Annotated in this window: 18 protein-coding genes; 7 read left to right on the top strand and 11 right to left on the bottom strand. The window is 70.5% G+C overall.

Annotated elements, in window-relative coordinates:
* Positions 1-12: 12 nt before the first annotated feature.
* The gene (locus OHB01_RS27025) at positions 13-1,566 is read right to left on the bottom strand and encodes a hypothetical protein (RefSeq protein WP_328854144.1); all 1,554 of its coding nucleotides are present in this window, start codon (positions 1,564-1,566) and stop codon (positions 13-15) included.
* Positions 1,567-1,726: 160 nt separating this feature from the next.
* On the opposite strand from OHB01_RS27025, the gene OHB01_RS27030 reads away from it, so the two are divergent.
* On the top strand, positions 1,727-2,701 hold the full coding sequence (locus OHB01_RS27030) for a patatin-like phospholipase family protein (RefSeq protein ID WP_142652598.1): 975 nt from the start codon (positions 1,727-1,729) through the stop codon (positions 2,699-2,701).
* A 115-nt stretch (positions 2,702-2,816) separates the two neighbouring features.
* On the opposite strand, the gene OHB01_RS27035 is transcribed toward OHB01_RS27030, so the two are convergent.
* Positions 2,817-3,332 (bottom strand): NUDIX hydrolase, encoded by a 516-nt coding sequence (locus OHB01_RS27035; protein WP_142652597.1) that lies wholly within the window; start codon positions 3,330-3,332, stop codon positions 2,817-2,819.
* Between the two features lie 212 nt (positions 3,333-3,544).
* On the opposite strand from OHB01_RS27035, the gene OHB01_RS27040 reads away from it, so the two are divergent.
* Positions 3,545-4,072, top strand: coding sequence for an NUDIX hydrolase family protein (locus tag OHB01_RS27040; RefSeq protein ID WP_142620493.1), 528 nt, complete (start codon positions 3,545-3,547; stop codon positions 4,070-4,072).
* Here the strand turns inward: OHB01_RS27040 and OHB01_RS27045 are convergent.
* Positions 4,051-4,494 (bottom strand): ADP-ribosylglycohydrolase family protein, encoded by a 444-nt coding sequence (locus tag OHB01_RS27045; protein ID WP_312845798.1) that lies wholly within the window; start codon positions 4,492-4,494, stop codon positions 4,051-4,053. The genes OHB01_RS27040 and OHB01_RS27045 overlap by 22 nt on opposite strands.
* Positions 4,383-5,588, bottom strand: a complete 1,206-nt coding sequence (locus OHB01_RS27050; protein ID WP_142652596.1) for an MFS transporter — start codon at positions 5,586-5,588, stop codon at positions 4,383-4,385. The genes OHB01_RS27045 and OHB01_RS27050 overlap by 112 nt, the downstream gene beginning before the upstream one ends.
* A 229-nt stretch (positions 5,589-5,817) precedes the next feature.
* Here OHB01_RS27050 and OHB01_RS27055 point away from each other — a divergent pair, with 229 nt between their 5' ends.
* Positions 5,818-6,804 carry an ArsR/SmtB family transcription factor gene (locus OHB01_RS27055; protein ID WP_142652595.1) on the top strand — a complete coding sequence of 329 codons (987 nt, stop codon included), beginning with the start codon at positions 5,818-5,820 and terminating at the stop codon, positions 6,802-6,804.
* A gap of 199 nt (positions 6,805-7,003) precedes the next feature.
* Here OHB01_RS27055 and OHB01_RS27060 read toward each other — a convergent pair whose 3' ends face one another.
* From OHB01_RS27060 to OHB01_RS27080, 5 genes are all read right to left on the bottom strand, one after another.
* Positions 7,004-8,290 (bottom strand): alkaline phosphatase, encoded by a 1,287-nt coding sequence (locus OHB01_RS27060; protein WP_328854145.1) that lies wholly within the window; start codon positions 8,288-8,290, stop codon positions 7,004-7,006.
* Between the two features lie 201 nt (positions 8,291-8,491).
* Positions 8,492-9,667 (bottom strand): glycosyltransferase family 4 protein, encoded by a 1,176-nt coding sequence (locus OHB01_RS27065; protein WP_142652593.1) that lies wholly within the window; start codon positions 9,665-9,667, stop codon positions 8,492-8,494.
* Positions 9,664-10,554 (bottom strand): sulfotransferase, encoded by an 891-nt coding sequence (locus OHB01_RS27070; RefSeq protein ID WP_328854146.1) that lies wholly within the window; start codon positions 10,552-10,554, stop codon positions 9,664-9,666. The genes OHB01_RS27065 and OHB01_RS27070 overlap by 4 nt, the downstream gene beginning before the upstream one ends.
* An 88-nt stretch (positions 10,555-10,642) precedes the next feature.
* Positions 10,643-11,140, bottom strand: coding sequence for an HAD domain-containing protein (locus tag OHB01_RS27075; RefSeq protein ID WP_142652591.1), 498 nt, complete (start codon positions 11,138-11,140; stop codon positions 10,643-10,645).
* Positions 11,141-11,269: 129 nt separating this feature from the next.
* Positions 11,270-12,718, bottom strand: a complete 1,449-nt coding sequence (locus OHB01_RS27080; RefSeq protein ID WP_328854147.1) for an endo-1,4-beta-xylanase — start codon at positions 12,716-12,718, stop codon at positions 11,270-11,272.
* Between the two features lie 796 nt (positions 12,719-13,514).
* Here OHB01_RS27080 and OHB01_RS27085 point away from each other — a divergent pair.
* Positions 13,515-14,843 carry a PHB depolymerase family esterase gene (locus OHB01_RS27085; protein ID WP_328854148.1) on the top strand — a complete coding sequence of 443 codons (1,329 nt, stop codon included), beginning with the start codon at positions 13,515-13,517 and terminating at the stop codon, positions 14,841-14,843.
* Between the two features lie 104 nt (positions 14,844-14,947).
* On the opposite strand, the gene OHB01_RS27090 is transcribed toward OHB01_RS27085, so the two are convergent.
* Complete coding sequence (locus tag OHB01_RS27090) at positions 14,948-16,180, bottom strand: PP2C family protein-serine/threonine phosphatase (protein WP_168066609.1); 1,233 nt, start codon at positions 16,178-16,180, stop codon at positions 14,948-14,950.
* A gap of 344 nt (positions 16,181-16,524) precedes the next feature.
* Here OHB01_RS27090 and OHB01_RS27095 point away from each other — a divergent pair, with 344 nt between their 5' ends.
* Positions 16,525-16,722, top strand: a complete 198-nt coding sequence (locus tag OHB01_RS27095) for a hypothetical protein (protein WP_142652494.1) — start codon at positions 16,525-16,527, stop codon at positions 16,720-16,722.
* Positions 16,723-16,761: 39 nt separating this feature from the next.
* Here OHB01_RS27095 and OHB01_RS27100 read toward each other — a convergent pair whose 3' ends face one another.
* Positions 16,762-16,965 (bottom strand): hypothetical protein, encoded by a 204-nt coding sequence (locus OHB01_RS27100; RefSeq protein WP_142652493.1) that lies wholly within the window; start codon positions 16,963-16,965, stop codon positions 16,762-16,764.
* 38 nt (positions 16,966-17,003) lie between these two features.
* Here OHB01_RS27100 and OHB01_RS27105 point away from each other — a divergent pair, with 38 nt between their 5' ends.
* Together OHB01_RS27105 and OHB01_RS27110 are read left to right on the top strand one after the other, a co-directional pair.
* Complete coding sequence (locus OHB01_RS27105) at positions 17,004-17,420, top strand: hypothetical protein (protein WP_205831241.1); 417 nt, start codon at positions 17,004-17,006, stop codon at positions 17,418-17,420.
* A complete protein-coding gene (locus OHB01_RS27110) occupies positions 17,417-17,968 on the top strand; it encodes a hypothetical protein (RefSeq protein WP_222709728.1) in 552 nt (183 codons plus the stop codon). The genes OHB01_RS27105 and OHB01_RS27110 overlap by 4 nt, the downstream gene beginning before the upstream one ends.

The following is a 17,968-nucleotide window of genomic DNA, read 5'->3' on the forward strand; positions in this document are numbered from 1 at the left end:
TGTTCGGCATGGTCAGTGGGGCGTTTCGCCGGTCAGGAACTCGTTCAGCGCCGTGATGATGACCTCCCGGGCCTCCGGACGTGCGAGGGCATCCGGCTGGAGCGACGGGTACTTGCCGTAGTCGGCGGATTCGAGCTGGTCGCGGAGACGGGCCGATCCCGGAAGGACACCGAGCCTCTCGGCGAGCCGTGTCATACGTTCTCGTGAAGCGCCGTGATTGCGTACGGACCCGAAGTTGACGGCCAGGACCGACTTGGCCGGCCCTGTATAGATGCTCCACACGGAGGCCTTGTCGGAGCCGAGGTTGAACCATGCGGTGACCGAGGGGTACTCGCCTTCGCCGAAGTAGTACTCGTGGAAGGACGGGTGGCTCTCGGCGTGACGGTAGACGGCCAGCAGCGTGTCGCGCACCCCGGCGGGGCAGTACTCCTCCACGGCCTGGAGGAAGCTCGGCTCGTCCCACCTGCGCTTTCCCCGGGGGCCTGTGGCCGGTTCCGCCTCGGCGGTCACAGGGGCGGCTCGCAGTTCATCCGCGGCGTCGGGGGTCATGGCAGGGAGGGGATCTCCGAGGGCTTGCTGAATGGCGATGGCCATTGCTTCGAGCCACTCGATGGTCGCCTCCGCCTCGGCGGCGGTGATCGGGGCCTTCCGCCCGGGACGTTGCGGGTCGTGGTCAGCGGTGTGGGCGATGTTGTTCCTGCGCCAGGCGATCTCCCGTAGCCTCGTACGGACGCCGTCCGCGGTGATCGGACTCCTGGCGTCCTGTGCGGTCAGGACCTCGGCGACCTTCACCCAGAGGTTCACCGTGCTGACGTACGCGAACCCTTCCTTGATCTTCTCTGGATTCTGAAAGGTCATGAAGGAGAAATGCTTCTCCAGGTGGGCGCCGAAGGTCTCCCCGAGAGGTTCGTCGTGATGGTGAATCCTCTCGAACAGCTCGACGGGGATGCTCAGATTGCTGAACTTGGGAGGACGGCGCGCTTCCGGGTTCAGGGCCAGAGCAAGGGCCCGGTCGACGATCTCGCGTGTGACCCAGTGGTCGAGGGCCGCCACGGCTTGGGTCCAGGCCGCGCGGTAGAGGTCGGTGACGTCGAAGGAGCCGACCGCGAGTCGTTCCAGGTTGCGGCCCCCGTCCACGAGTTGGCGGGCATACTGGAGGTTCTGCTGAAACTGCTCGAAGGCGGCAGGAATCGGATCAGGCGGAGGCGTGGTCCCGGGACGGTCATGTGGCCTCGGCGGCAATCGTCTCGCGCGGTATTGGCGCACCAATTCCCGATAGAGTTCGGTGCCCTCGAAGTCATCGAGCGCGCGGATTCCCGCTTCGGTGATCGCCCAGCCGTTCCGCTTGGTCATCCAGCCGATCGATGCGGCCTCGCCCGTGCGAAAGCCCAGTTGCGCCCACCACCGCGCCTGGCCGTGGGCGTTGGGCCCCCGGAGCTCCGCAGGAATCGTCACTCTGCTTTCGACTTCCTTGCGAACTTCTTCGGGCCGCAGTGGCCGTCCGGCTTCACGTAGAAGCTCGAACGCGGCACGGAGAACGGGAGAGATCCGATCGGCATAGGCCATGGGGGATTCCTGCCTTTCGACTATCGCCTCGGCAGGATAAACAAGGGCGCGGTCGAAATCCCTTGTCTTACGTAACCCCGCACACCTCCGTACGGCGGGTGGAACGGGGACGTCCGGGTAGGAAGGGGAGCCGGGGCCGGGGAGCGTGGGGAAGCGGCCGATGACGACGGCGTTCATCCTTTGGGGAGGCGGCAGCCTGGGGGCCGCGCAGGTCGGCATGCTCCGCGCGCTCACCGCTCACGGGATCCGCGCCGACATGGTGGTGGGCGCCTCGATCGGGGCGCTCAACGGCGCCTATTACGCCGCGCGGCCCGACGCCGCGGGTGCGGAGGAACTGGCGCGGCTGTGGCTGTCGGTGAGCAGCCACGACGTGTATCCGGTGAGCGGGCCCGACGTGCTCCGTACGCTGGCCGGAAACCTTCCCCTTCATCCTCTCCGGGGAGCCCTGCAGGCGCTGGGTGTGCCCAACTACACGTTCCCGCTCAACCCTGCCACGCTGGTCGCGGCGCTGCTGGGCCGTCGCAACTACCTGTTCGAGAACTCCTCCCTGCGGCGGTTCCTCGAACGCATCCTGCCGATCCGCGCCCTGGAGGAGACGCTGGTTCCGCTGGAGGTGCTGACCGCGGACGTGCGGACGGGGCGGCCGGTGATCCTTTCGCGGGGGCCCGCGTTGCCGGCCCTGCTGGCCAGCACCGCGATCCCTGCCCTGTATCCCACCGTGACGATCGGCGACCACGTGCTCATGGACGGCGGTGTCGCCGATCTGACCACGCTGGACTACGCGGTGGACGCGGGGGCCGACGAGGCGTACCTGCTGGCGCCCGGGTTCTCCTGCCACCTGCCGGCCGCGCCGTCGACGGCGATCGCCATGGCCCTGCACGGCTACAACCTGCTGAGCGAGCAGCGCATCAGCGCCTCGATCAGGCATAACAAGCGGCGGACCCGCCTGCACGTGCTGCCGCCGCTGTGCCCGGTCGAGGTGCTGCCCGTCGACTTCCGCGGTACGGCCGACATGATCGACCGAGCTACCCTGTCGACCGCCCATTGGCTGGAGCGGCGCGAACCGGATCCCCGCCTCGCCCGCCCGCTCGGCCCTCCGCATGGCGAGCACCACCGGCGGCGCGGGCCGGGCTGACCCGGTTGCGGCGTTCAGGGAGAGAAGACGTTCAGGGAGAGAAGACGTTCAGGGAGAGAACACGTTCAGGGAGAGAACACGTTCAGGGAGAGAAGACGATCAGGGAGAGAAGCGGTCACGACCAGAGTTCGAACGGCTCGCTGAGCTTCTCCCCGGCCAGGAAGCCGGTCAGCAACCGGGGAAGACTGCGGGGATAGAACAGTTCGGAGCTGGCCACCACCTCGGGGATCGGCCACCAGCGGAAGTCGAAGTAGTCCTCGCGCTCGTAGTCCAGGCGCCCGGTCTCGTCGATCAGGTCGCCCGCGTGGTCAAGGCGCACCTCGACCACGACCTCATGCTGGAGATGCCGCCGGTCGCGGTGCCGGAACGTGGAGGTACGGCGCCAGTTCGGCGGCCCGACCTGTTCGGGGGAGATGATGATGCCGGTCTCCTCGCGCAGTTCCCGCACCGCGGTTTCCCGGTAGGTCTCGCCCTCGTCGATGCCGCCTCCGGGCAGTTCCCACCACTGGTCGAGCTCCGGCGCGGTCGGTTCGTGCGTGTGGAAGAGCAGGATGCGGTCGTCGATGTCGCGAAGCACGATGCGAACCGCGTCACGCTCGAAGATCGGCAAGTCCCGGGGGATCTCGACCATGAGCAGACCTTTCGTCTCGGAAGTGCCGGCCAAACGCCGTGGGGCCGCCATGGCCCGATCCACGCACCGACGGTCTCCGGCTCCCCGCTTGCAGGGCAGGGTACGGTGATCGTCCCGCGGACGCGCCGCGAACGTCGTAGAGGTCCGACGTGAACCTCGCGGAGATGCGGACCACCCCCCGCCTGGGCAAGTACGATCGAGCCGTGACCGAAATGACCGAAACGACGCCAGGCTGGCTCGCTCCCGACGAGATCGAATCGGTGCGGGGCCGGATGCCGATCCTGTACGTGGACGCCGTGCCGGTGCGCGTGGACGACACGGGCACCGTGACCCGCGTCGGCCTGCTGCTGCGGATCGGCGCCGACGGCACCGTGAGCCGGGCGCTGGTGTCCGGGCGGGTGTACTACCACGAGCGCATCCGCGACGCGCTCCTGCGCCACCTGGAGAAGGATCTCGGCCCGGTCGCGCTGCCGAGCGTGCCGGTCTCGCCGACGCCGTTCACGGTGGCGGAGTACTTCCCCACCCCTGGGGTCACGCCGTTCCACGATCCGCGCCAGCATGCGGTCTCCCTGGCGTACATCGTCCCGGTGCGCGGAGACTGCCGGCCCCGGCAGGACGCGCTGGACCTGGAGTGGTTCACGCCCGAGGAGGCCGCCTCTCCGATCGTGCAGCAGGAGATGACCGGCGGCCAGGGCGTGCTGCTCAAGCAGGCGCTCGCCTACGTCGGCCGCCTCACCTGATCCGAGATCACGTCGTAGAGGTCCTTGCCCTGCGGCCAGGGCCAGTCCGCCGTCTCCGGGCGGAGACCGGCCGGCACCTCGGCCCAGCCGGGCAGCGGTTCCGTGCGGCGTAGCCAGTCGCGCGGCAGTCCGCCGAAGCCGCGGTCGAAGTCGTGGTGCGCGGCGAACGAAGCCGCCAGTGCGTCCTGGTCGATCGTGCCCCGGCCGGCCAGAAGCCGGTAGACAGGGCAGGCCATCTCCGTGTCGTCGGTCCACTGCCACGGCCCGGGCGGCAGGGTGCGGGTGGCGGGACGCTCGTCGTCGCGCGCCCTCAGCCGGACGCCGTACGGCTCGGCATGGTGATCCGCGGTGTGGCGCGGCGGCGCAGTGACAGGAGGTGGCGGGTCAGGGCGAGCGCGGCGAGCAGTGCGAGGAGCGCGCACACGCCCCGCCATCCGGCCACGCTCCAGACGCGGACCCCGAGCCAGGACCCCGCGCTGCCGCCGAGGTAGGCGCAGGTCATGTAGGCGGTGTTGAGCCTGCCGCGGGCGTCGGGACGCACGGCGTAGACCCGGGCCTGGTTGGCGACCATGCCACACTGCATCGCGACGTCGAGCACCAGCGTGCCGAGGGTCAGCGCGGCCAGGCCCGCCGCGCCGCCGAGCGACCCGGCGGCGAGGACCGCCGCAGAGACGAGGACACCCAGCATGCAGACGAGGTTCACCGGATCGGGCCCCACGCGGTCCACCATGCGGCCGGCGACGGGGGTGCACAGCATCGTCGCCGCGCCGACCAGGGCGAGCAACCCCACGGCCTGGGCGCCCAGGCCGTACGCCGGGCCGGTGAGCAGGAGGGCCAGGCAGGTCCAGACGGCGGAGAACCCGGCGAAGACGGCCGCCTGATAGAAGCAGGAGCGGCGCAGCTCGGGCTCGGCGCGCAGCAGGCGCAGCGGTTCGGCCAGGAGCGCCGGATAACGACGGCGGGTGGACGCGGCCGTGAGCGGCACCGTGACGGCCAGGCTCGCGGCGAGGAGCAGCGCCAGGGCCGCGGCCACGAGGTACGGCGCCCGCCAGCCCAGCCATTCGCCGAGGGTTCCGCTGAAGGTGCGGGCCAGCAGCATGCCGCCGGTCGATCCGCTCAGCAGTGTGCCGATCACCGCTCCCCGGCGGTCGGCCGCCACGAGACCGGCCGCCAGCGGGCCGGCGACCTGCGCGGCCACGGTGGTGAGGCCGACCAGGGCGCTAGCGGCGACGAGCGGCGGCAGGGCTGGCGCGCAGCCCGCGGCGAGCAGGCCGAGACCGGTGAGCACGAGCAGGGTCACGAGGAAGGGGCGGTGCGGGAAGCGGTCGCCGAGCGGCACCAGCAGCACGATCCCGGCCGTGTAGCCGGCCTGGGTCGCGGTCACCACCAGGGCGCCCGCGTCGGGAGGCAGGTGCAGCCCGGCGGCGACGAGCGGTGCGATCGCCTGCGGGAAGTAGATGTTGCCCACGGCGACCGCGCAGGTGAGGGTCACGATCGCGAGCGTGCGGCGGCTCATGCGCCGGCCCCCGGTCCGCGACGCGCGGGACGAGGCCCCGGCTCCCATCCGTCCACCCGTCCCGCCGGGCGCAGGGGCACTCCGGAGCAGAGAGCGAGTCTGCGTGCCGGGGCCCGGGTCGTGTCACCGGCGGCGTCGATCGCCGTGGGTCGTTCGAGGAATGCGTTGATCACGGACGGAAGTCCACACTGCGGACCTTTCGCCGCAAACAGATGTAGCGTGGGGCTTAATGATCAGTTTCGAGCTCGGGGTCGAGGACCTCGCCGACACGAGATTCGCCCTCTCGCCGCTGACCGAGACGGTGCTCAGCCTGCGGGTGCTGCGCGACCCGGGGCTGTCGGCGGCGCTGCTCCCGTGGCGCAGGTCCGTGCTCGGCAGGCTCGGCACGCTCGACACGGATCTGCTGACGGCGCTGGTGGCGGAGAGGTTCACCGTCCCCGACTTCCTGACTCCGAGGCCGGCGACCTTCGCCCCCGAATTCGCGGAGGAGCTGGCGGTGGTCCGCCGGACCCCTCCCGGCCTGGTACGCCGCGACCTGGCGGCCACGCACGCGCCTGCCCCGCTCCCCGAGCGGCTGCGTGACGCCGCCGCCGACGGCGACGCGCCGGTCGTACGGCTCCGGGACGCGATCTGCGACCTCCTGGAGCGCTACTGGGAGATCGCCGTACGGCCGATGTGGCCGCAGATGCGGCTGGTGCTGGAAGCCGACATGACCTATCGGGCGCGGCAGCTGGCCGTGGGCGGCGCCCGGCTGCTGTTCGCGGGCATGCACCCGAACCTGCGCTGGGACGACGGGGTGCTGCACATCGACAAGATGATCAGCAGCTTCCGTGTCGCGGCGGCCGGCCGGGGCCTGCTGCTCGTGCCCTCCGTGTTCGCGCACAAGCCCGCGCCCCCGGTCCTCCCGGAGGAGCCTCCGACGCTGGTCTATCCCAGCCGTGGCGTGGCGACGCTGTGGCACCGGGCGCCCGTCGCGGACGAGGCCGCGCTCGTGTCGCTTCTCGGTGCGCCGCGGACGAGGCTGCTCGGCCTCCTCGGCGAGCCGCTGCCCACCGTCGAGATCGCCCGCCGGCTCCGGGTGACCCCGAGCGCCGTGTCCCAGCACCTGCGCGTGCTGTACGCCACGGGCCTGGTCACCCGGGCCCGCGACGGACGGCAGGTGCTCTATCGGCGCAGCTCCCTGGGCGACCGGCTGACCGGCGCCGCGTCGGACTGAGCACGGTCCGGCTGACCCGGGCCGGGATGAGCAGGATCCGGTTGGGCTGCTTCCGAACAGGCGGGGTCCGAATAGGCGGGGTCCGAACAGGCGGGGTCCGAACAGGCGGGGTCCGAATAGGCGGGGTCCGCCGGGGGAGAAGCGGCCTGGCCGATCCGCGTACCGCCGCCGGCAGGGGCGGCGGCACGACGAACGGCGTCTAGTGACGCGAGGTCAGCACCTTCGAAAGCACCGTGTGCACGTACGTGTTGGGGTGCTTGCCGGTGAAGAGCTTGGACAGGGGACCCTCGGCCGTGACCGGCACGTCCACGCCGGTGTGCCCGGTGGTGGTCCAGTCCATCGTGAACGTGAGGTTGCTGCCGTGGATCTTGAACGGACCGTCCTCGGTCGACAGGCCGGTGCCGCTCTCGTCCTCGGTGTCTGAGGGGTCCTCCACGGTGAGGCCGCCGCAGTCGTGGTCACCGGTGATGACGAGAAGCGTGTCGGGGTGCGCGGCGACGTACGCCTTGGCGACCTTGACGGCCTTCTCCAGGGACGCCATGGCCTGGAGCACGCGGGAGCCGTTGTTCTCGTGGGCGAACTCGTCGATGCCCTCTTCCTCGACGAACAGGAAGAAGCCCTTCTTGTTCGTGCTGAGGGTGTCGAGGGCCTTCTTGGTCATGGTGGCCAGGTCCACGACCGGGGAGTAGATGTCGCCCTGGCCCTCCGGCCGCTGCTGGAACATCTCCTCGTTGCTGAACAGGCCCAGCAGCTTGCCGCGCTTGGCCCGGGCGAGCTCCTTGGCGCTGGAGACGTACTGGTAGCCCTCGCGCTCGGCCTTCTTGATCAGGTTGCCCTTGGTGCCCTTGCTGGCCTCGTCGGGGTCCTCGGCGGGCTTGTCGGGGAACGCGCCGGGCGTGCCCGCAGGGAGCCACCAGTCCTCGCCGCCGCCGAGGATGACGTCCGGCTTGCTGACCTCCAGGTACTGCCGCGCGATCTCGTCCTGAGCGCCGCGGTCGGCGGTCTGGGAGAACCACGCGGCGGGGCTGGCGTCGGTCACCTGAGCGGTGGTGACGAGGCCGGTGGACTTGCCCGCCGCCTTGGCCTGCTTGCCCAGGATCGGCAGCGGCTTGCCCTTGGCGTCGACGCTGATGGCGCCGTTGTAGGTCTTGGTCCCCGTCGCCCAGGCGGTGGCCGCCGCGGCGGAGTCGGTGATGGCGGTCTTGGGGTCGTGCGGGCTGGTGCTCAGCTGCCCGGAGACCGGGAGCTTGTCCATGGCGAGCTGCCCGTCGAGACCGGCCAGGTGCAGCCGCGCTGCCTCACGATGAGCCGCGGACATGCCGTCGCCGTTGATGAAGATCACGCTGCGCGCCCGGCCGCCGTCGTGGTGGTGAGAGGCGGCGTTCGCGGGCAGGGCGGGATTGAGGACCGCGCCGGCGACCGCCGCCGTGGCCACGGTCGTCGCAGGCACAAGCAGCCGCAGCAGACGCTTGCGGGAGGAACCCATGTAAAACCCCCAGGTGGGTATCTGATTACCAAGACGGGGATGTTACGGGCGTGAATCCACCACAAGGTGAACGTGGCGTGGCCTTATCTCTAACCATGCCGGGCAAGGTCCCTCACCGACCGCGATCTCCTTACGCGGCGCCGGTCCTGTCTCGTCGCGCTCGCGTGCCGCGCCGGGGCCGGCGGGACGGCGCGAGCCGGGTCAGCGCCGCGCCCGCGCGGAGCTGCCCGACTTCGCCAGCAGGAGCTCGGTGAACAGGTTCTCCCACTGGGGCATGACGTTCTCCGGGGCGTACTCCCTGGCGGTGGCCGCCGCGGCGGCGCCCATGCGCAGCCGCAGGTCGCGGTCGGCGATGAGCCGCTTGATGGCCGCGGCGAGGGCGTCCACATCCCCGGAGGGCACCAGGATGCCGTCGGTCCCGTCGGTGAGCACGTCGCCGGGGCCGGTCGGGCAGTCGAAGGCCACGATCGGCAACGCGTGGGTCATCGCCTCGATCATGACCATCGGCAGGCCCTCGAACCGGCTGCTCAGCGCATAGATGGAGGCCCGGGCGAGCTCGTCGTCGAGGCGGTTGGTCCGGCCCATCAACGTCACGTGCGCCGACAGGCCGTGCTCGCCGATCAGCCCCCGCAGGGCCGCCTTCCTCGGGCCGGTGCCGAAGACGCGCAGGCGCCACTCCGGGTGTTCCTTCACCACCTGGGCGAACGCCGGCAGCAGCAGGTCGAAGCCCTTCTGCCTGACCAGGCGTCCGGCGGCGACCACGACCGGATGCTCCTGCCGCGACGGCGTCTGGTTCGTCGAGTGCACCGCGTTGGGGATGCGGACGATCCGCGCGCCGGGCAGCGCCTGCTCGTACTCGCGCTGGTCGCTGGGGGTGAGCACGGCGATCGCGTCGAACGCGCCGTAGTACCGGAGCATCTCCTCGCGCAGCGTGCCGGGGTAGGTGCCGAGGTTCATGTGCTCCTGCGCCACCCGCACGACGTTCTTGGAGGCACGGCGCGCGGAGATGAGGTTGAGCGCCGGGCGCGTGGTGACGAGGATCCCGTCGTCCACCGAGGACACGTAGTCGATGACCGCCTTCTCGACCCGCTCGGTGAAGTAGCCCGCGGCGAACTCGCCGTACGGCACGAGCTTGCCGCGCAGCCTCCGCCACACGCGCCGGCCGAGGGAGTCGGCCCGTACGCCGGTCCGCTGGTCCACCAGCGTGGTGAGCGCGACGTCGGGATGCAGCCGGAACTGCGGCTCGTCACGGCGGCGCACCACGCTGACGATCTCCACCTCGTGGCCGAGCGCCGCCATCGCGTTCGCCTGGTTGACCACGGTGCGGATCGTGCCGCCCATGCCGTAGGCGTGCAGGAGCATGTAACGGATTCTCATCGGCTCTCCTCCTCGGGGAGGTAGCCCCAGCTGCGGCAGATGGGTTTGAGCAGGTCGGGTACCTCGTCCGGCCCGGGCAGGTCCCGTCCCGGCTGCACCGTGCCCGACCGGATCTTGTCGCTCCAGTCGCCCAGGCCCTTCTGCACCACCTTCTGCTCGCCGTACGCCAGCATGCCGGGCTCCCACTCAAGCTGGAGGAAGTCGCAGATGGCGCGGGTGGTCTTCTCCGGCTCGGCGGTCAGGTCCTCGTAGCGCACGGTCAGGCCGGTGAGCGCCTTCCGCGCCCGCTGCACCGCCTTCATGTAGCGCAGGGCGTCGGCGGCGGCCTCCTCCCGGGTGCGCTTGACGGGGTCGGCCTCATACCAGGAGGCGGCGATCGAGGCGGGGTGGCGCAGCAGGAAGATGTACCGGGCGTCGGGCCAGCAGGCGGCGATCCGGGCGTATGCGAAGGCGTTGGCGGGGGTCTTGTCCACGATGGTCCGCTTGCCGCTCCGCACCAGCTCGCGGTGGAGCACCCGGTCCCACAGCATGTGCTCAAGGTCGGCCTGGTTGTGGCCGAGCGCCTCCATGGCCTTGCGGGCCAGCGACGTGCCGAACCCCACGGTCAGCCGCCTGACGTGCAGCTCGTGCGGGGCGTGCAGGTCGGGGTGGGCGTTCAGGATCGACCGCAGCAGGGTGGAGCCCGACCGCACCGGCGACATGATGAACACCGGCGCCACCAGAAGGCGGTCGGCGCGAGGGTCGGCGGGAGGACGCACCAGCTCCTCCGGCGCCGCCGGCAGGGCGGGGCTCGCGGGCGACGACGACTGGGCTGCGGGCCGGACCCGGGTGAGCTGGACTCCCGTGAACCTGACGAGTGCGCCGTTGATCCTCCGCTGCCATGTCATGGCCCGCGACACTACCGGGGCTTCCGGGGAAATCCCTGAGAATCCGCCCCCTGCTCACCTGTGATCCCACCCTGTCTCACCAGGAGGCTTACGGCCTCCGCATGGTCAGCCATCGGCGGGCCGCGTCCAGGTGGGCGTCGCCCAGACCATCCCGTGGATCGACGGCCACGACCAGGAACTCGCCGACCCCCGGATGGCCGTCCAGGAACTCCAGATCGGCCGGGCCGAGGTCGTCGTCGAGCCACACGAATGGCCGGCCCCGGACATATTCGGCGACGTGCCAGGTCTTGAGGTTGACGCCGGGCGGGCGGGGAGGGTCGCCGTCGATCGGGATCACCGGCAGCGGGGGCAGCCCGATCCTGGGGCAGATCTCCGCGTTCGCGCGTTCGCCCCAGGTCGTCGCCCAGGTCAGCGTCGCGCCGGTCTCCCGGATCAGGGCGGTCAGTTTGGCGCCGTGCCGCGGATCGAGCAGCAGGCGGAACCACTCGCCGTCCGCCACGCACTCGAAGCGGCGGAAACGCGGCGAGGAGCGCCGCACGGGGTTGAGCACCCCGTCGACGTCCAGCAGCAGCAGCGTCCCGTCCATCACGGCCATCATCCCGCCGCCTGCGTCCGCTCCTCCACCCGCGGACGCGCGCGGGCCACAACGCGAACCGGATCCGGCCGGACATCGTCCGAACCGGATCCGGTTTCGCCAGGAATCAGGGACCAGGAATCAGGAGGCGCTGCAGGTCAGGGTCGGGGTGGCCGCGCTGCCGTTGGCGGTGAAGCCGAAGGTGGTCGACGAGCCGGCCGCGATGGAGCCGTTGTAGAAGGCGTTGGTGACCGTCACCGAGGAGCCGGACACGCTCGGCGTGCCGTTCCACACGTTGCTGAAGGTCTGCCCGCCGGGCCACGTCCACCGCACGGTCCAGCCGTTGACGGGCGAGCTGCCGGCGCGGACCGTGACCTCGGACTGGAAGCCGTCGGGCCAGCTGTTGACCGTACTGATCGTCGCGGTGCATCCGTTGCCGGGCTGCGGCGAGGTGCCGGGCGACGGGCTGACCGGCGGGGTCGGGCTCGGGCTGACCGGGGGCGTCGGGCTCGGGCTCGGGCTGACGGGCGGGGTGGGGCTGGGCGAGGTGTTGGGTGCGGCGTTGTTGAGGGCGTTGAGGACCGCGGTGTAGGCGGCCTTCTTGTTGCCGTTGCCGTCGAACAGCAGCGGGTTCTGGTAGGAGCGCCAGGAGTCGCTGTCACGCACGCCCCACACCGTGATGCCGACGCAGCGGGCGACCGCGAGGCAGTCGTTGACGATGTTGGCGTAGGTGGTGGCCGACGCGCCCTCGACGTCCAGCTCGGTGATGGCCACGTCCACCCCGAGGGCGGCGAAGCTGGAGATGGTGGTGCGGAAGTTGCTGTTGTAGGCGCTGCCGCTGTTGAAGTGGCCCTGCAGGCCGACGCAGTCGATCGGGACACCGCGCGACTTGAAGTCGCGGACCATGTTGTAGACGCCCTGCGTCTTGGCCCAGGTCCAGTTGTCGATGTTGTAGTCGTTGTAGCAGAGCTTGGCGTCAGGGTCGGCGGCCCGCGCGGTGCGGAAGGCGACCTCGATCCAGTCGTTGCCGGTGCGCTGCAGGTTGGAGTCGCGGCGGCCGCCGGTGTTGTCGTCGAAGGCCTCGTTGACCACGTCCCAGTAGGGGATCTTGCCCTTGTAGTGGGCCATCACGCCGTTGATGTGGTTGATCATCGCCTGGCGCAGCGCGCTGCCGCTGAGGGACTGCATCCAGCCCGGCTGCTGGGAGTACCACGCCAGCGTGTGCCCGCGCACCTGCTTGCCGTTCTGCACCGCCCAGTTGTAGATCCGGTCGGCGTTGGTGAAGTTGAACTGACCCTGGTTCGGCTCAGTCGCGTCGATCTTCATCTCGTTCTCGGCCGTGATCATGTTGAACTCACGATTGGCGATCGTGGTGTACTGCGAGTCGCCCAGCTTGTTCGCACTGATCGCGGTGCCGAAGTAACGACCGCTCTGCGCGGCCGCCGCGCCCAGCGTGCTCGCCGCCGCGTCGGCGGGAACCGACACCGCCACGGCGGTGATCGCGCTGAGAACGCCGAGGGCGCCGGCGAGCAGCACCCGGCCGCGGCGTGGCCGCCGGAGCCGATCTAGGGGGGTGGCGTTCGAATCCATGCCTGAGCCTCCACAACTGAATCACGGAAAGAGGACATCCGCGGGATCGGCACCGCGTCCCGTTATGGAACGCACACCACGAGGGCGTCGCGGACGGCGCCCCCCCGCCACTTCACCACCGACCTGGCAGGGGGAGACCGCCTCGGGGACTCAGTCTGGAAATCTCCCCGAAATGTGTCAAGGCTCGACTGAAACTTTCGGGTTCGGTGTTCGACGAATGCGACGTAAATACGTTCCCATGAGTGCTCCTGCCTCCGAAAACATGGCAATTGGCGTGCTCTGTGCGGGGGGTCGTCAATGAAAGTTTCAGCATGATGACAGCGCCGAAAGCGGGATGGTCGTCATCGATAACTCCAGATGGGCGACGTCGGCCCGCGCGGCGCCGTGGAACGGCGCTGTGCAAGAAAGTACGCCGTCCCCCTTGACGGGACCCTCCCGCTTCGTATTTGCTCCGGCACACCACCACCACCGGCCGGTCGCGAGGAGAGAAAAGGCCGGTCCACTGTCGCAGATGTTAGCGATAACAAAATTATCGCCGAGTGTCGCGGAGCCCACTCTCGTCGCCGACGTTCCAGTACCGCCCGGTTCGATGCCGCATCACCACGCCCTGGGCCCGCCCATCCGCCTCGCTGATCGAAGGGACTGGCCGGCCGACGGTGTTAACGCTCACACGGCTGGTGCCGCCACGTCGAGCGCGCGCCGGCATCCGCGTCATCTCAAGAAGGAAGGACATGGCGTGAAACGAAGGCTCAGAGTCTTACTGGCGGCCGCCGCCTTGCCTTTGGTGGTGGCGGGCATGCTCCTGGGGGTACGGCCCGCCGCGGCGGCCTCGCTGACCCGGGTGACCGGCTTCGGCGCCAACCCCACGAACCTGAACATGTACCTCTACGTGCCCGACCGGGTCGCGGCACGGCCGGCGCTGCTGGTGCTGGTGCATTACTGCACCGGATCCGCCGGCGCGATTTTCAACGGCAACGGGCACGACTACGTCACCGCCGCGGACCGGTACGGGTACATCATCGTGGTCCCCGAGGCCACCCGCAGTGGGCAGTGCTTCGACGTGTCCACCCCCGCCGCGCTCAGGCGCGACGGCGGGAGCGACTCCACCGGCATCATGTCGATGGTCTCCTGGGCGCGGCAGCGCTACAACGTCGACCCGAACCGGATCGTCGTGAGCGGCTTTTCCTCCGGCGCGATGATGACCAACGTCCTGGCCGCCGAATATCCCGACGTGTTCTCGGCCGGGGCGGCCTTCTCCGGCGTACCGGCCGGATGCTTCGCGACCACCGACGGCTCCCTGTGGAACAGCCAGTGCTCCGGCGGCAACCTCATCAAGTCCGCCCAGCAATGGGGCGACCAGGCCCGCGCCATGTACCCCGGCTACACCGGCCGCTACCCCCGCATGCAGCTGTGGCACGGCACCACCGACACCACTCTCGCCTACCCCAACTACGGCGAAGAGATCAAGCAGTGGACCAACCTGCACGGGCTGAGCCAGACCCCGTCCTTCACCGACCACCCGCAGTCGTCGTGGACCCGCACCCGCTACGGCGACACAAGCACCCAGGCCACCATCGAAGGCATCAGCATCTCCGGCGTCGGCCACCAACTCCCCATGAACGGCCAGCTCGCCTACGCCATCTCCTTCCTCGGCCTCGACAGCACCACCACACCCTCACCCTCACCCAGCCCCTCGGCGAGCCCTTCGCCCAGCCCGTCGGCGACCCCCACCACCGGTGGCGGTGGCGGGGCGATCAAGGGGGTGGCCTCCGGCCGCTGCCTGGACGTGCCCGGCGCGACCACCGCCGACGGCACCCAGGTGCAGCTGTGGGACTGCAACGGCCAGACCAACCAGACCTGGTCGTCCACCTCCGCCGGCGAGATCCGCGTGTACGGCAACAAGTGCCTCGACGCGGCCGGCACCGGCAACGGCGTCAAGGTCCAGATCTACAGCTGCTGGGGCGGCGACAACCAGAAGTGGCGCCTCAACTCCGACGGCTCCATCCAGGGCGTCCAGTCCGGGCTGTGCCTGGACGCCGTCGGAGCCGGCACCGGCAACGGCACCAAGATCCAGCTGTACTCCTGCCACGGCGGCACCAACCAGAAGTGGACCTGGAACGGCTGACCCCGCACTCGGCACCCGTCGCCGGGGACCGCGCGAGCACGTCCCCGGCGGCGGATGACGGTCCTGCCGTTCAGGCCCGGAGCTGGAGTGCCGCGCCGTACGGGTCAGGGACGGAGCTTCTCGTGCGCGTTGCCGTGCCACTCGACCAGCAGCACGGTGGCGTCGTCGTGCAGCTGGTTGTCGTGATAGTCCATAACGGTCCGGATCAGGCGGCGCAAGGTCTCGGGCACCGGCAGCCCGGCGGCGTTCTGCTTGATCATGAACTCGACGAACCGGCCGAGGCCGAACTCGCCGCTGTCGGGGCTGCGCATCTCGGTGATGCCGTCGGTGTAGAGGAGCAGCCGGTCGCCGGGCTCCAACTGTTCCTGGCAGGGCACGACGGGCAGGCCGAGGTCGAGCCCCATCGGGTGGGCGGGCGGGCAGTTCAGAGTGGACGTCCACCGGCCGCTGCGGATCAGCACCGGCGCGTGGTGACCACGGTTGACCCAGGTGAACAGGCCGGAGCCGAGGTCGAGGTCGCCGATGATCCCGGTGACGAAGCGGTCGCCCCGGCCGAACTCGTCGATCAGGACCCGCTCGATCTCCTCGCTGTTGCGTACCAGGCTCATGCCCTGCCGCCGGTGGTTGCGGCAGGCGGCCACGGCGAGGTTCGCGGTCAGCCCGGCGGCCACGTCGTGGCCCATCGCGTCGAAGACGGCCATATGCGCCATCGAGCCGGAAGTGGAGTAGTCGAAGGCGTCGCCGCCGATCTCGTACGCCGGCTCCAGCACCGCGCCGATGGTCACCGCCGGCGTGGCGAAGGTCAGCGGCGGCATGAGGTTCCACTGCATCTCGGCCGCCACGTTCATCGGCCGGCTGCGCACCAGTTGCGCGTGACAGTCGCTGAACGAGCGCGTGCTGACGATGATCAGCGCGATGAGGGACGCGATGTGCCGCATGCGCTCCCCGGTGTCGTCGCCCTCCGACACGGGGGTCATGCGGAGCACGCCGAGGCGCTCGGTGCCGTCCAGCACGGGGACCCACCACCGGACGGGGCCGTCGCCCTCCGAACCGCCCCGCAGCATGCGCACCTCCTGCAGGGCGTGCCCGGCGAGCGTGGTGTCGATCTTCAGCTCCTCCGGCTGGGCGTCGTCCCCGCCGGGGCCGCACAACCGGCGCAGCACGCTCTGCTGCAGGTCGGCCAGATAGACGGCGATCTCCTCGAAGCCCGCCTCGCGCTTGTGCCGGTCCACCAGCGACGGGATGTCCTCGAACGCCACCAGATGGCTGCCGTCCAGCATGCCCGTCAGCGCGCGCAGCAGCCCACGATCGTGAGAAGGGGGGATGCCCTGCTCCATCTGCCCACCCCCGTGGTCCTCCGCCGCCTGCCCACCGATGTGCCACTACCCCTGGTGGGAGCCCGGACACCACGACGATCCGGGCACGTCGGGGACCCGGTGGCGCTCATCGGAGGCGGGCTCCCGGCCGTCCCTCGCCGGGATGCCGCCCGTCCCTCGCTCCGATCACCTGTCGTCCAGCCACCTGTCGTCCGGCGCTGGACGGCCGGGGCGTACGAATGACCGGCCTTTGCGAGGATGAATGAAGGCCACACGACGGGGGCAGGTGAGCGGTCATGCGCGATCCGCAGGCCGGGGGGACCGGCGGACAACAGCGAGGGCACGTGGGAGGAGACGCGGACGTGGTGACGGAAAGATCAGGAGCGCGGGACGCGCGGGGCGCCTCGCCCGAGCCGCTGACGCCGGAGCCGGACGACGGGGGCCTGGAGGAGATGATCGGCGACGCGTCCGACATCGAGACGCCGGCCGAGGAGACGCCCCCGCCGACCGGGTCCGAGTCGGCGATGCCCGAGCCCGAGCCCGACGTCGGCCCGACGTCCTGAGCCGCTCCGGCTCCGCCCGGCCGCGCCGCCCGGCGGGTGTCAGACGGCGCCGGCCTGGGAGCCTCCGGTGTAGCCGAGCCGGCGGTCCTGCTCGTGCTCCTGGCGGGTCCACTGACCGGTCACCGCGTCCGCCTCGGCGAAGTGCTTCCCGACACGGGTCCCGTACCGGGCCTCCAGGTCCCGCAGCAGCTCACATGCGGGCCACCTCGCTGATCGAGTGCTCCACGGCCGCAGCCTAATCACTGGACCTTCTCGTTACGTCGACTTCTAGCGTCGGCGGCATGAGCACGCATCAGCCCTTCACCATCGCCGGTGTCCGTGTCTTCGGCGGCCGCGGCCTGATCTCCGGTGTGACGCACGTCCGCGTCAGCGACGGCCGTATCGCCGCCGTGGGGAACGAGTTCGTGACGCGGCCGGGCGACGAGGTGATCGACGGGTCCGGCGGGACCCTCCTGCCCGGCCTCGTCGACGCGCACGTCCACCTGCTCCCGGGGTGCACGCAGTTGGCGGCCCTGTTCGGCGTGACCACCGTCGTCGACATGTTCAGCAAGCCCGAGATCATCGATCCCGAGCGTGCCGCGGTCGCCGTCTCGGAACGCGGCCGGGGGCCGTCCTCGCCGACATACGCACGTCGAGCGTCGGCGCGACCGCTCCGGGCGGGCACCCCACGATCGCGTACGCGCCCTTCCCCTACGTGACCGGACCTCGGGACGCGGCGTCCTTCGTCGCCGGCAGGGTCGCCGAGGGGGCGACGCAGCGGATCCGGGACGTGTGGGTGCTCGGCCGGCGCGTCGATCCGCGCGCCTACGCCGGCGGTGAGGCCGAGCGCGAAGGCGTGCGCCGGCAGCGGGATTCGGCGGAGAAGATCGTCAAGGCGATCGGGGAGAGCCTGCCCGCCTTCCCCGCGCCGCACGAGGTGCGGCGCGACGACGGGGAACCGCTGGGCCGGGTGGTGCCGACGGCCGGAGGCTGGCAGGCGGTGACGATCTTCGGTGTGCCGCTCGGCGGCCCGGCAGGCCGGGACGACGCCGTCCGCATCCTGCATGACCGGGGGCTCGCCTGCCTCGCGGAGCCATGGTGGGCCCGTGTCGGCGACGACGCCGCCTGGCGGGAGGCCAGGATCGTCGAGGCCGCCCCAGACCGGGTCCGGCTGCGCTGGAGCGACCCGTTGGCCGATCAGCCGCCGTCCGGGGAGTGGTTCGGCCTCGACGACGTGGACCTTTCGCCGGACCCGCCCGCCTGCTGA

Origin of the sequence: Microbispora hainanensis (assembly GCF_036186745.1) — a bacterium.
GTDB lineage: Bacteria > Actinomycetota > Actinomycetes > Streptosporangiales > Streptosporangiaceae > Microbispora.